Annotated in this window: 12 protein-coding genes; 3 read left to right on the forward strand and 9 right to left on the reverse strand. The window is 64.1% G+C overall.

What is annotated here, in order from left to right:
- Positions 1 to 5: 5 nt before the first annotated feature.
- Genes gcvT through gcvP form a run of 3 tightly spaced genes read left to right on the forward strand, consistent with a single transcriptional unit; the run spans position 6 to position 4,306 of the window.
- Positions 6 to 1,103 (forward strand): glycine cleavage system aminomethyltransferase GcvT, encoded by a 1,098-nt coding sequence (gene gcvT / locus FJV83_RS26390; RefSeq protein WP_142886275.1) that lies wholly within the window; start codon positions 6 to 8, stop codon positions 1,101 to 1,103.
- Between the two features lie 5 nt (positions 1,104 to 1,108).
- Positions 1,109 to 1,477, forward strand: coding sequence for a glycine cleavage system protein GcvH (gcvH, locus tag FJV83_RS26395; protein ID WP_140890369.1), 369 nt, complete (start codon positions 1,109 to 1,111; stop codon positions 1,475 to 1,477).
- A gap of 15 nt (positions 1,478 to 1,492) precedes the next feature.
- A complete protein-coding gene (gene gcvP / locus FJV83_RS26400) occupies positions 1,493 to 4,306 on the forward strand; it encodes an aminomethyl-transferring glycine dehydrogenase (RefSeq protein ID WP_185973404.1) in 2,814 nt (937 codons plus the stop codon).
- A gap of 5 nt (positions 4,307 to 4,311) precedes the next feature.
- Here the strand turns inward: gcvP and FJV83_RS26405 are convergent, their stop codons facing one another.
- The 9 genes from FJV83_RS26405 to FJV83_RS26445 all read right to left on the reverse strand — a co-directional run bounded on the left by FJV83_RS26405 (position 4,312) and on the right by FJV83_RS26445 (position 13,488).
- On the reverse strand, positions 4,312 to 5,487 hold the full coding sequence (locus FJV83_RS26405; protein WP_142886276.1) for a GGDEF domain-containing protein: 1,176 nt from the start codon (positions 5,485 to 5,487) through the stop codon (positions 4,312 to 4,314).
- Between the two features lie 174 nt (positions 5,488 to 5,661).
- Positions 5,662 to 6,135, reverse strand: coding sequence for a tetratricopeptide repeat protein (locus tag FJV83_RS26410; protein ID WP_095790068.1), 474 nt, complete (start codon positions 6,133 to 6,135; stop codon positions 5,662 to 5,664).
- Between the two features lie 160 nt (positions 6,136 to 6,295).
- Positions 6,296 to 7,120, reverse strand: a complete 825-nt coding sequence (locus tag FJV83_RS26415) for a hypothetical protein (RefSeq protein ID WP_142886277.1) — start codon at positions 7,118 to 7,120, stop codon at positions 6,296 to 6,298.
- A gap of 103 nt (positions 7,121 to 7,223) precedes the next feature.
- Positions 7,224 to 8,189: a type II secretion system F family protein gene (locus FJV83_RS26420; RefSeq protein WP_095772789.1), complete on the reverse strand. Its 966-nt coding sequence runs from the start codon at positions 8,187 to 8,189 to the stop codon at positions 7,224 to 7,226.
- Between the two features lies 1 nt (position 8,190).
- Positions 8,191 to 9,156, reverse strand: coding sequence for a type II secretion system F family protein (locus tag FJV83_RS26425; RefSeq protein ID WP_142886278.1), 966 nt, complete (start codon positions 9,154 to 9,156; stop codon positions 8,191 to 8,193).
- Between the two features lie 4 nt (positions 9,157 to 9,160).
- A complete protein-coding gene (locus FJV83_RS26430; RefSeq protein ID WP_095772791.1) occupies positions 9,161 to 10,582 on the reverse strand; it encodes a CpaF family protein in 1,422 nt (473 codons plus the stop codon).
- Positions 10,579 to 11,793: a response regulator/pilus assembly protein gene (locus FJV83_RS26435; protein WP_095772792.1), complete on the reverse strand. Its 1,215-nt coding sequence runs from the start codon at positions 11,791 to 11,793 to the stop codon at positions 10,579 to 10,581. The genes FJV83_RS26430 and FJV83_RS26435 overlap by 4 nt, the downstream gene beginning before the upstream one ends.
- Positions 11,794 to 11,828: 35 nt before the next feature.
- Positions 11,829 to 12,098, reverse strand: a complete 270-nt coding sequence (locus tag FJV83_RS26440; protein ID WP_142886279.1) for a hypothetical protein — start codon at positions 12,096 to 12,098, stop codon at positions 11,829 to 11,831.
- A 4-nt stretch (positions 12,099 to 12,102) separates the two neighbouring features.
- Positions 12,103 to 13,488 (reverse strand): type II and III secretion system protein family protein, encoded by a 1,386-nt coding sequence (locus FJV83_RS26445; protein ID WP_245318128.1) that lies wholly within the window; start codon positions 13,486 to 13,488, stop codon positions 12,103 to 12,105.
- Positions 13,489 to 13,491: the final 3 nt, after the last annotated feature.

A 13,491-nucleotide genomic window follows, 5' to 3' on the forward strand; every position in this document is an offset into this window, starting at 1 on the left:
ACGACATGACGGGCGACGACTCAAAACACCTTCCCCTGGAAGATATCCACACAGCCGCCGGTGCGCGCTTCGGCGCCTTTGCCGGCTGGTCGATGCCGCTGACCTATCCGGCCGGCGTCATGAAGGAGCACCTGCACACGCGCGAGCATGCCGGTCTCTTCGATATCTCGCACATGAAACTGTTCGAGGTCAGCGGGCCACAGGCGGTTGCACTACTCAACCGCGCTTGCCCCCTGGATGCCGGCGCGCTCGAAATCTCGCAGTCGAAACTGTCCTTCTTTCTCAATGACCACGCAGGCATCCTGGACGATCTGATCGTCACCCGGCTCGGCAACGAGCGCTTCATGGTGGTTGCCAATGCAGGCAACGCGGTCGCCGACGAAAAGCATCTGCGTGCGCTTGCCCAAGATTTCGACGCCAAGGTCGAGCCGCTCGATCGCGTCTTCCTGGCCATCCAGGGCCCGGAGGCATGGGCGGCTCTTTCCCGCGCCGGCATCGAGACCGGCTCGCTGCTGTTCATGCATGGTGTCGAACCGCGGAAAGACTGGTTCATGAGCCGGTCTGGCTATACCGGCGAGGACGGTTTCGAGATCGGGCTGCCGGAGGCCGACGCGCGCGATCTCGTAGCCAAACTGCTTGGCGATGAGCGCGTGCTGTGGATCGGCCTTGCCGCCCGCGACAGCCTGCGGCTTGAGGCCGGGCTTTGCCTGCACGGTCAGGACATCACGTCCGAGACCGACCCAGCCAGTGCCGGACTGATGTGGGCGATCCCGAAGGATGTTCGTGCCACCGGTACATTTATCGGCGCCGACGTGTTGCGCAAGGTCGCGCAGGGGCCGTGGTGGAAACGCGTCGGCTTGAAACCGGAAGGCCGCCAGCCGGTGCGCGCCGGCGCCGCTCTGTTCGACGCCGATGGCAATCCCGCCGGCCATGTCACATCGGGCGGCTTCGGCCCCTCGGCCGGCCATCCGGTCGCCATGGGCTATGTCGCCGCATCGCTGGCAAAGCCCGGCACACGCGTGTTCGCCGAGGTACGCGGCACGAAGATCCCCGTCGATATCAGTTCCCTGCCCTTCACCCCTCATCGCTACCGCAAAGGATGATCTCCATGGCAAAGACCTATTTCACATCGGATCACGAATGGCTCCGCGTCGACGGCGGTATCGCCACCGTCGGCATCACCGACTACGCACAGGAGCAGCTCGGCGACCTCGTCTTCGTAGAACTGCCGGAAACGGGCAAGAAGCTGACCAAGGGCGACACCGCCGTCGTGGTCGAATCCGTCAAGGCGGCCTCCGACGTCTACGCACCGGTCGACGGCGAGATCACCGAGGCCAACGGCACGCTGTCTTCCGACCCGTCGCTGGTCAACTCGGCGGCAACCGGCGCCGGCTGGCTGTGGAAGATGAAGCTTGCCGACGAAAGTCAGCTCGCCGGCCTCATGGATGAGGCCGCCTACAAAGCCCATATCGCCTGAAATCAGGACACAGAGATGATGACCGCAGCACTTACCCCCTTCTCGGCCCGCCATATCGGTCCTGGCGTCAACGATGTCAGGGCCATGCTTGCCGTTATCGGCGTTCCCTCCGTCGAGACGCTGATCAGCCAGGCCGTACCGCAGTCGATTCGCCTCGATCTGCCGCTGACCTTGCCCGCGCCGGCCAGCGAGGCCGAAGCGCTGGCCGAATTGTCGGCCATCATGGCGAAGAACACGGTGCTGAAAAGTTTCATCGGCGCCGGCTATCACGGCGTCCACGTGCCGCCGGTCATCCAGCGCAATCTGTTCGAGAATCCGGCCTGGTACACGGCCTACACGCCCTATCAGGCCGAGATCAGCCAGGGCCGGCTCGAAATGCTGTTCAATTTCCAGACACTGGTCACCGAACTGACCGGACTGCCGGTGGCGTCTGCCTCGCTGCTGGACGAGGCAACCGCTGTCGCCGAAGCGGTCGGCATTGCGCTGCGCCACCACCGCGACAAGCGCACTAAGGTGGCGTTCGCCGGCACGCCGCATCCGCAGACGCTGGATGTGGTGCGCACCCGCGCCGAACCGCTCGGCATCGAGATCGACGGCGAGACGATCGACGACAACACCGCTGCCTTGCTCGTCTCCTGGCCCGACACTCTTGGCGTCTATGGCGACCATAAGGCGGCGATCGACAAGGCCCGCGCCGCTGGCGCGCTGGTCGTCTTCATCGCCGATCCGCTTGGCCTGACACTCACCGAAGCGCCGGCGAAGCTCGGTGCCGACATCGCCGTCGGCCCGATGCAGCGCTTTGGCGTGCCGATGGGCTTCGGCGGCCCGCACGCCGCTTACTGCGCCGTCTCCGATAAACTGACGCGCCTGATGCCCGGCCGCCTCGTCGGCCAGTCGACCGACAGCAAGGGCCGGCCCGGATACCGCCTGGCCCTGCAGACGCGCGAACAGCATATCCGCCGCGACAAGGCGACCTCCAACATCTGCACCGCGCAGGCGCTGCTCGCCAACATGGCGACGGCCTATGCCATCTGGCACGGCCCCGCCGGGCTGCAGGCGATCGCCGGACGCATCCACGCTCTGGCCAACCGTCTGGCGAGCGGCCTCAAGGCGGCGGGCGTTTCGGTGCTCGGCGCCAGCCGCTTCGACACGGTGACGGTTGAGGCGAAAGGCAAGGCCGCGCAAATCGCCGAAGCCGCCGAGAAGACCGGCCGGCTGCTGCGCATCCTCGACGCCGACCATGTCGGCATCGCCTTCGACGAGACCTCGACCGATGCCGATCTCGATGCGATCGCTTCCCTGTTCGGTGCCAAGGCTGCCTCTTCGGCCGACAGCACCGTTCCCGGCAAGCCGCGTGGAAAGGAGTTTCTGACCCAGCCGGTCTTCAACGAGAACAAGTCGGAGACCGACATGATGCGCCTGCTGCGCCGGTTGGCCGACAAGGATCTGGCGCTCGACCGCTCCATGATTCCGCTCGGATCCTGCACCATGAAGCTCAACGCGGCGGCCGAAATGATGCCGGTGAGCTGGCCAAGCATCGCCAATCTGCATCCCTTCGCACCGGCCAGCCATTCGGCCGGCTATCGCGCCATGATCGGCGAGCTGGAAGGCTGGCTATCCGAAATCACCGGCTTCGACGCGGTCAGCCTGCAGCCCAATGCCGGCAGCCAGGGCGAATATGCCGGCCTGCTCGCCATCCGCGCCTATCACCGCTCGCGCGGCGAAGGCCATCGCACGGTCTGCCTGATCCCCTCCTCCGCGCATGGCACCAATCCGGCGAGCGCGGCGATGGCCGGCATGAGCGTCGTCGTCGTGCGCTGCCTGGAAGACGGCAATATCGACATGGACGATATGCGGGCCAAGGCCAACGAGCATTCCAAAAACCTCGCCGCGCTGATGTTCACCTATCCCTCGACGCATGGCGTCTATGAAGAAGGCGCACGCCATCTCTGCGCCCTCATCCACGAGCATGGCGGCCAGGTCTATTTCGACGGCGCCAACCTCAACGCGCTGGTCGCGCTCGCCCGGCCCGCCGACATCGGCGCCGATGTCTGCCATATGAACCTGCACAAGACCTTCTGCATCCCGCATGGCGGCGGCGGCCCCGGCGTCGGCCCGATCGGCGTCAAGGCGCATCTGAAGCCCTATCTGCCGGGCCATGTCACCGAAGGCTCGGCGCATGCCGTGTCGGCGGCCCCCTTCGGCAGCGCTTCCATCCTGCCGATCACCTGGATGTATATCCGCATGATGGGCGCCGCCGGACTGAAGCAGGCGACGGAGACCGCCATCATCTCGGCCAATTATGTGGCGACACGGCTCGCGCCGCACTTCCCGCTGCTCTACAAGGGCCGGCACGATCGCATCGCGCATGAATGCATCCTCGACACCCGCGTGCTCAAGGAGAGCGCAGGCATCAGCGTCGACGACATTGCCAAACGCCTGATCGACTACGGCTTTCACGCCCCGACCATGTCGTTTCCGGTCGCCGGCACGCTGATGGTCGAGCCGACGGAATCGGAGCCGAAGCGCGAACTCGACCGCTTCTGCGAGGCGATGATCGCCATTGCCGGCGAAGCCGCGAAAGTCGCCAGGGGCGACTGGCCGTTGGCCGACAACCCGCTGGTCAACGCGCCGCACACCGCCGCCGAGACGCTGGCCGGCCAGTGGACCCACCCTTACTCGCGCCTGGAAGCAGCCTATCCCGCCGGCGACGCCGATACAGCGGCCAAGTACTGGCCGCCGGTGTCGCGCATCGACAATGTCGCCGGCGACCGCAATCTGGTCTGCTCCTGCCCGCCGCTATCGGATTATCTCGGAGCGGCTGAGTAGCAGTCCTACGCAGAGCGCAAGGCCGGCTTGACCGGTTCGGCCTTGCCCATCCTGTAGCGGCTGATGACGCAGTTTCGGCCGGCGCGCTTGGCCGCGTAGAGCGCGACGTCCGCCTCGGCCAGCACCTCGTCGAGGCTGCTGCCGTCGGCGCCGCCAAAGCCGATGCCGCCGCTGACCGTGCTGCGCAACGGACCGAGCGCGGTAGGAACGATTTCAGTGCCGAAGGCCACGCCGATCCTGCTGGCGAGATCATGGGCCCGCTCTTCCGTCATCCGCGACATGACGATGGCGAACTCCTCGCCGCCCAGGCGAAAGGCGTCGACGCCGGTCCTGGCATATTTCCGGATGACGGTGGCGAAGCGGCACAGCACCTGGTCCCCGACCGGGTGACCATAGATGTCGTTCGTCCTCTTGAAATGATCGAGGTCGAACATGACGACCGCCATGAACGGACCGAACGGCCGCTCGCCGTGGAGGGACATCAACCCGCGACGGTTCATCAGCCCGGTCAATGGATCGGTCATCGTCTCGGCCTTCAGCTCGATCTGCGCCTGCAGATGGTGCAGCGAGAGCGTCAAGGCACCCAGGCCCGTCATGCAAGCCACCGCCACGACGGAATTCAGACGTTCGGCCCAGTTGTCGGGCGCCGCCCCGAGCGCCCATTGCCCCTTGGCCATCAGAACCACACCGCAAAGGGCAAACGACACCGCGCAGGTGCCGCTCAGGAAGGAAACCACCAGCAGGATCCGGCGATCGTGGCTGCCATTGACCCAGAACATGGCTCCGATCGTCGCCAGCAGCACGGTCACCGTCGTGTAGGTGACAATGAAGCCGACACCGTCAAGACCGAGAAAGGTGAAGGCCGCGCAGACCGCCATGGCGGCAAGTGTCGGCGCGATCGCACGCCTGTGGTCCGGCACGCCGAGATACTGCATGGCCGAAAGGCAGATGATCAGGAAGCCCAGGCTGAGCAGCGCCAGCGCTATCTGGCAAAGCAGAGGATCGGGTTCCTTGGTGTAGCGCCAGAACAGGATCACATGCGCGACAAGCACGATAATGCCGCACGCCACCGTAAACACGAAACGCGCCCGCGGCGCGGTGAGCCAGATGGCAAACATGGTGACGGCCAGGCATGTGCCCGACAGCGCGGCCGCGAGCAGGAGCGAACTGAAATCCAGCATATCGGGCGGGAGCCTCTCCAGCGTCGGCGGTTACGCCGCATTCTAGGTCAGCGGCAGCCCTCGAACATGGTTTTCAGCCGGTCTTTCGACCCAAGCTGCGGTTAGGGTTTACAAAGCGTCGACAGTGCCTGGCCGGAAATCGGACCCTTGGCCGGCGCGAGGATCGAACGCGCATCAGCCCTTGTTCAGCAAAGCGAGATTGGCGTTGACGACCGTCGGGTCGGCCATGCCGGCCTTCGCCTCGAGCAGCAGCGCCCTTGCCTTCTTCTTGTTGCCGCGCAGCAGTTGCGAATAGCCCATATTGTTGACGATCTGCGGTTTGCGGCCTGCGACCTTCAGGAGTTGGCCATAGGCGCGGTCGGCGAAGTCGAAGCGGCCGAGCTCGTCATAGGAGGCGGCCAGCCCCATCCAGGCCTCCGCATTGTCGGCCTTCAGCTCGACGGCCTTGCGGAAATGCTGTTCGGCGAGACCATAATTGGCGTCGCGAAACTGCGCCTTGCCCTGCGCCAGGTCGGATGTGTCGACATCCTTCGCCGCCGGCTGGATCGCGGTCGTCTTGGTCGTGTCGACGTTGTTGTTCGTCGTACACCCGGTGATAACAAGGACGGCCGCCATCGTGGCCACCGCCGCAAATTGTGTCTGACGCATGCCCTGCCCCGTCGCCCGATTTGCCGGGTCGTTCTTCAGGTAAAGACTTTAGAGCAAATCGATTAAGCTTCGGTGCAGAAATGCAGCTAAGATTTGGGTTCCGCAATACCAGCCATTAACCACTGGGCCCCAACGCCTCAGGCGGACGCAGGAGGTTCTCTCACGGCGGATCGATGGCCTTGAGCGCCGCCGGAACTGGATAGCGGCTGCCGTCATAGCGCAGCCGGTGGGTCCGGCTCACCGACTTGCCGGGGTGGGACTGGCACTCGCCATCCTTGTCGGGCAACGGCTCGTCGGTATCCTGCCGCTCGACCGCGATGATGTCATGATAGCCGCGATGGATCGTCGGGCTCATCGCCAGGCTGACCTGGCTGGAATGAAAGGACCCCGCGCAACTGGCGTCGCCTTCGCCGCCATAGCCGGCTACGGCAAGCCCGTCGAGCACCGCACGTAGCGCGTTGCCTGATATGGCGTAGAGCCGCAGGTCGGTTTCGTTGAAGGGATTGGGCTGTGAATGATTGGCCATGTCGATGCGCAGGCCGAAGGCCGTGACACCGGGCGCCAGCCCATAGCGAGCGGTATCGAATTCGATGCCCCGGATGGCGACGGCATCGTCGTTCATCTGCCTGGGCTGGAGCAGTCGCTGGCGTACCTGCAGGGTTTTCCTGTCGACGACCAGAAGCTCGATGTCGCCAACATGCTGGCCGTCGACGGATTGGGCGCTGTCGATCAGCGGCACCGCGGCCAGCAGAAGATCGTCATGGGCGGGCCAGACCTTGCAGACCAGGCCCGGAATACTGTCCTGAGGAACCGCGAGCGGGATGCTGGTATGCGGTTCGAGCGTGAAAGAGCGGCCGTCGGCGCTCTTTTGAAGCTTGGGATAAGCCTGCCGCAACAGTGCGGCGGCATCGCCGCAATCGTCGGCGGCGGCCAGGGCGGGCCACAGGCTGGCGGCGAGAGCGGCGGCACATAACAGTATTCGCATGGGATCCTCATGTTGAAGGGCCGAGTTCGGGCTGTCGGCCCAGCTTGGCATTAAGCCCCGCAAGCCGCCATGTGCCAGGCTGGCCGCTGAACATCGATGTCGCCTAGTGGCTGCCCGTCATCTTGACGATGATCGGGATGACAGCGATCATCAGTACAACGGGCAGGATGCACACCGTCACCGGTATCGACATCTTGGCCGGCAAGGCATGTGCCTTTTCCTCGGCCAGCGACATGCGCTTGTGGCGCATTTCGTCGGAGAAGACGCGCAGCGCGCCCGACAGGCTGGTGCCGAGTTCCTTCGACTGCTGCAGCAGCGTGGCGAAGGAGCGAACCTCGTCCAGGCTGAGGCGGTCGGCGAGCGCCTTCAGCGCATCGTCGAGGCTGCGCCCTGCCCTCAGTTCCAGCGACACAAGCTGCAAATTCTGGCTGAGCGCCGGATAGGTCTTGGCGAGTTCCTTCGAGACGCGCTCAATACCGGCTTCCATGCTCATGCCGGCATCCGAACAGACGATCATCAGATCCATGAAGTCGGGAAAGCCGTTGCGGTACTCGCGCATCTTCTCCCGCACCTGCTGGGTCAGCACCAGGCCGGGCAGGAAATAGCCTGCCACGCCCGACAGGATGACGAAAGCCCAGCGGCTGGTCATCGTCGCTTCGGCGCTGGCCAGCCACTGGTTGAGGACAAAGGCGCCGATCGCGCCGCCGACCAGCGCCGAGAAGCGTATGATGAAGAACGTGCCGACGGCGCGCGGCTCCATGTAGCCGGCCTGGATCAGCTTCATGCGCAACCGGGCGACATTTTCCGGATCGCTCTTGGCGTAGAATTCCTGCGCCCGCTTCACCGCCTTTTCGCGCACGACATTGGCGTTCTTCTTCTGCAGCGGCTCGGGCTTCGCGGCTACGGCGCCATGGTCGACCTTGAGCCGGCGCTTGACGTCGTTGCGGTCGCCCTTCGCCGCCACCATCGGCCAGGCGACGGCGACACTGCCCAAGGCCAGAAGCAGGATCGCCACCGGCATCAGGGAGGTCGGTGCGAGCGAGGCGAGGAATTCGATGAAGCCCTGCATGTCAGAACCTGAAATTCGACATCTTGAACATCATCAGATTGCCCAGCATCAGCCAGGTCACCGATCCGCCGATCAGGTACCAGGTTTTCGGCTCGTCCCAGACATCACGGTAGAAGCCCGGCATCAGCGCCATGATCGCGGCAAACAGCAGCGCCGGTATCGCCGTCAGGATGTAGGCCGACATGCGGCCTTCGGTCGAGATGGCGCGCACCTTGCGGCGAAGCTTGCCGCGCTCGCGGATCGTCAGCGCCAGGCCGTCAAGAATTTCGCGCAGGTTGCCGCCCGAACTGGACTGGATGGACACGGCGGTGATGAACAGCGGCAGATCCTCATGACCGACCCTGTCGAACAGCGAATTCAACGCCGAGACCAGGTCGGAACCATAGGTCACCTCATCGGCGATGACGCCGAACTCGGTACCGATCGGATCGGGCATTTCGCGCGACACCATGGCGATGGCCACCGGCACGGGGTGACCGGCCTTGAGGCCGCGCGTGATCAGCTCCAGTGCCTCGGGCAGCTGCATGCCAAAGCGCTTGAGCCGACGCTTGCGCTTGGAGCGCATCACCATCACCGGCACCAGCGGCATCAGCACGACGAACAGGAGAAGCCCCATCAGCAGCGGCAAGCCATGCCAGATGGCGACCAGGGCCACGGCCATCGCCATGCCCGAGGTGATCATCAGGAATTTCGACAGCGGCATGATCATGCCCGACTGTGTGCGCAGCGCGCGGAACCGGTCCGGCGAGAACAGCGAGGTGCCGGCGTCGAGGCCGCGCTCCTTGCGCAGCTGGATCAGCACCTGCTCCTGGCTGATCTTGCTTTCCTGCAGCTTCATGCGCCGGTTGATGGCGGTGCGTTTGTCGCTGCGTCCGGCATAGAGGAGATAGCAGGCCTCGGCGATCATGATGCCGGTAAGTGCAGCCCCGGCATAGACGACATAGATTGCGCTCAGCCCGTCGAACACCTGGCTACTCCTGCGGCCGGCCGGGTTCGAAGTACCGTCCGGGAAACTCGATGCCCATGGCACGCAGATCCTCAAGGAAGCGCGGCCGGATGCCGGTCGCCTCGAAATAGCCGAGGATGCCGCCATCGGCATCCATGCCGGTGCGTACGAAGCGGAAGATCTCCTGCATCTGGATGACGTCGCCTTCCATGCCGGTCACTTCGGCGACGCTCGTCACCTTGCGCTTGCCGTCGGAAAGCCGGGTCAACTGCACGATGATGTCGATGGCGCTGGCGATCTGGCTGCGGATCGACTGCACCGTCATCGGCATGCCGGTCATGCCCAGCATCTGCTCGAGGCGCGAAATGGCATCGCGCGGCGTGTTGGCGTGGATCGTCGCCATCGACCCTTCATGGCCGGTGTTCATCGCCTGCAGCATGTCGAAGGCCTCCTCGCCACGGCACTCGCCGAGGATGACGCGGTCGGGGCGCATGCGCAGCGCGTTCTTGACGAGATCGCGCTGCTTGAGTTCACCATGGCCCTCGATGTTCGCGGGGCGCGTCTCCATGCGCGCGACATGCGGCTGCTGGAGCTGAAGTTCGGCCGCATCCTCGATGGTGATCAACCGCTCGTCTTCGGGAATGAAGGCCGACAGCGCGTTGAGCATCGTCGTCTTGCCGGTGCCGGTGCCGCCCGAAATGATCGTCGTCTTGCGGGCGTGGACGGCCGCCGCCAGCACCTCGGCCATGTTCTGGGTGATGGCGCCGAATTCGACGAGCTTGTGCAGGCCGAGCTTGTTCTTGGAGAATTTGCGGATCGACACCAGCGGCCCGTCGACGCCGACCGGGCGGATGGCCGCGTTGAAGCGCGAGCCGTCCAGCATGCGGGCATCGACCATCGGCTGCGATTCGTCGACGCGGCGGCCAACCGCAGCGACGATTTTGTTAATAATTCTAAGCAGATGCGCCTCATCCTTGAACGGGATATGGACCTGCTGCAGCTTGCCCTTCTTTTCGATGAAGCAGTTCTGGTGGCCGTTGATCAGGATGTCATTGATGTCGGGATCCTTGAGCAAGGGCTCGAGCGGACCAAGGCCGACCATCTCGTCGACGATATCGTCGACCAGCGCTTCGAGTTCGGCGGTGTTGATCGCCATCCGCTCCTGGCGGGTTTTTTCCGAAACGAAATCATGCACCTGACGGCGCATCTCCTCCTTGGGCAAGCGCTCCAGCGCCACCAGGTTGATTTCCTCGAGCAGCATGCGATGAATGCGCACGCGTGCATCGAGCACCTTGTTGGCGTTCTTTGCCGGCGCGACATCCGGCTTTGCCGGCAAAGCCTTCCGGCTGGTCGGGATGACGACCGCATGATGCGCGACCGGCGTCGACTCCGCCGGGCGCTGCGGACGCGCATCGCGGTTCTGCAGGGTGGAAAAACGGCTGGTCATCCGGCCTTCCTCTTCAAGAAGCCCTTGCCGAGACCGAACAGCGACTTCGATTTGGCTCCGGTCGCGACCGCCTCCTCCGGCAGGATGATCTTCTTCAGATCGTTGACGACATTGGCATTGGGATCGATCTCGTGCAGCGGCACGCCGCGGTCGACCGCCTCGCGCACCAGCCGGTAATTGTTGGCGATGCCGCCGACGAAATGCTCGCCAAGGATCTCCTGGACATCCGCCTGCTTGATGCCGTTGTCGAACATCTTCTGCTCGAAACGGTTGACGATGACATTCGGCTTCACTTCCTTGCCGGCGGTCTCATAGACCGCCTGGATCAGCCTTTGCGTGTGGCGCAGGCACGGCACCGTCATTTCGGCGACGATATAGAGCTTGTTGGATCCAAGCAGCACGGTCTCCGTCCAGGGAAACCACGTGCGCGGCATGTCGATGACGACATTGTCGAAATAGGCCGAGACGAGGTCCAGCATGCGCACCACGACGTCGGTCTTGAACGAGCGCATCTCCGCCGGATGCGTCGGTGCGGCCAAAACGCAAAGCCCGCTGGCATGCTTGGACAGCATCACGTCGAGCAATTGCCGGTCGAGGCGTTCGGGCTGGTTTTCGATCTCGGTGATGTCGAAACGCGGCTCGAGGTCGAGATATTCGGCACAGGCGCCCTGCTGGAAATTGAGGTCGACCACGCAGGTCGAGGCGCCGCGCGTCACCGAGTGATGCAGCTGGAACGCAGTCTGCAGCGCCAGCGTCGTGGTGCCGACGCCGCCGGCGGCCGGCATGAAGGTGTAGATCTGCGACTCGGTGTTTTCCTCACGCCCCGGCCCTTGCAGGGCCCGCACCACCGAGCGCACCAGATCGGCCGTGGTGATCGGCTTGACCAGGAAGTCCGCGACCTTGAGCTGCACTAGGATGCGCACGGCGGCGGCGTTGAACTCCTGGGTGACCACGACCACCGGCGCCTTGCCCTCCAGCCGGCGCATGACGCGCTGCAGCGACTCGACCTCCTCCAGTCTCGCCGCGTCCATGTCGACGATGATGGCGCCGAAGTCCGCTTCTTGGATCTCGCCGCGCAGTTCGGTGACATTCTTTTCCACTGTCGAGAGCTGGATGATCTCGGAGGCGGCGAATGCGGTCCGCGTGTCCTGCACGAAGGTCCTGTCCGTCGATACGAGCAGGATCTTCTTGGTCTTGATGCCGTTTGCCATTTTTGTCAGCCTGTGAGCGCGATCGCCCTTTGGGGTCAGTTGCCCGTGGTCTGTTGCGAAGCCTTCGTAGCGGCGGCCTGATCCGGCGTGACCGGCACGGCATCGCCGCGCTTGGCAGGCACGAGAAGCCTTGTGTTCTGGACGCCGTACTTCCAGGGATCGACCATCTGCATGACGGTGTTGGCGGCCTGGGCGTCGCCGGAGCCCGGCGTCACCCCTTCGGTGCGTATGTAATCGTCGCTGGTGCAGCCACTGGCCAAGCCGGCAAGAAGCAAGGCGACACTCGATTTCAAGGCCACACGCATGGCTTCAGTCCTTCGGCAGGTCGAGGAAGTGCCCGACCGTGGTGGCGGGAGCGGTCCGTGCGGCGCTGCCATCGGCCAGCGCCAGCGCCCGGCCAGTGTCCGACGCCTTCACCTCCTCGGTGTTGTTGAGGAAATAGTCGACATTGCTGGCCGGCCGCGTGCCGTCGGTCGGCTCGACCATTTTCTTCGACGGATCGACCGGCTTGACCAGGTAGGGCGTGACGATGATGACCAGATCGGTCTCGCGCCGCTGATAGGATTTCGACGAGAACAGCGCCCCGAGCACCGGCATCTTTCCGAGGCCGGGAATGCGCGACGTGGTGATGTCGTTTTGCGACTGCAGCAGTCCGGCGATCATGAAGCTCTGGCCGTTCTTGAGATCGACCGAGGTCCTGGCGCGGCGCACGATGAATCCCGGCACCGAGATGGTGCCGATGTTGTAGGAGGACGACGCATCGATCGAGGAGACTTCCGGCGCGATGTCGAGGCTGACCAGCCCATCCTTGAGGACGGTCGGCGTGAAGTCCAAGCTGACGCCGTATTTCTTGTAGCTGACGGAGATCTTGCCGTTGTCTTCAGAGACCGGGATCGGGAATTCGCCGCCGGCCAGGAAGCTCGCCGTCTCGCCCGAGCGGGCGATCAGGTTCGGTTCGGCCAGCCGGCGGGCGAGGCCGCGCTCTTCCAGGGCCTTGATGGCGATGTCGATCGACACGCCGTTCGATAGCAGCCGGCCGATGATTTCACCGGTTCCGGCCGTCGGCACGGTTCCTGGGTCGAGCGAAACATCGCGCCCGCCGAAACCGTAGGCGAAATTGGCAGCGTATTTGGCACCCAGATCCTGCCCCGCCTGGCGGTTGATCTCGACGAAGCGTACGTTGAGCTGAACCTGCTGCGACGACGAGATGTTGACCGAGTTGATCACTTCCTCGGTGCCGGAAAAGCGCGTTGCGATCTTGTTCGCCTTTTCGGCGGCGACCGCATCATCCGCCTCGCCCGATAGCACGACACGGCCATTGGCCGAGCCGACCTTGATCTTGGCGTCCGGCACGCTGGCGCGGATGGTGCTGGCCAGTTGATCCGTGTCGAGCGTCACTTCGATGTCGACGGTGCCGACGAGTTGCTTCTTCTCGTCGAACAGCGCAATGCCGGTTGTGCCGAGATTGTTGCCGAGCACATAGAAGGATTTGTCGGTCAGCGGATTGACGTTGGCGATCTCAGGATCGCCGATGACGATCTGGTAGAAGGCGGCACTCGTCACGATCGTCTTGGGCTTGCCCTTGGCGACCTTGATCGACGCATTCTTGGTCGCCGAGACATAGACGATGTCATTGTCCGCCTTGGCCAGGCCGGGCAAGGCGAGCATCCCGCCGGCAACCAGCGCAGCAGCCATCGC

Source organism: Mesorhizobium sp. WSM4307 (assembly GCF_007003945.1).
Taxonomy (GTDB): Bacteria; Pseudomonadota; Alphaproteobacteria; order Rhizobiales; family Rhizobiaceae; genus Mesorhizobium.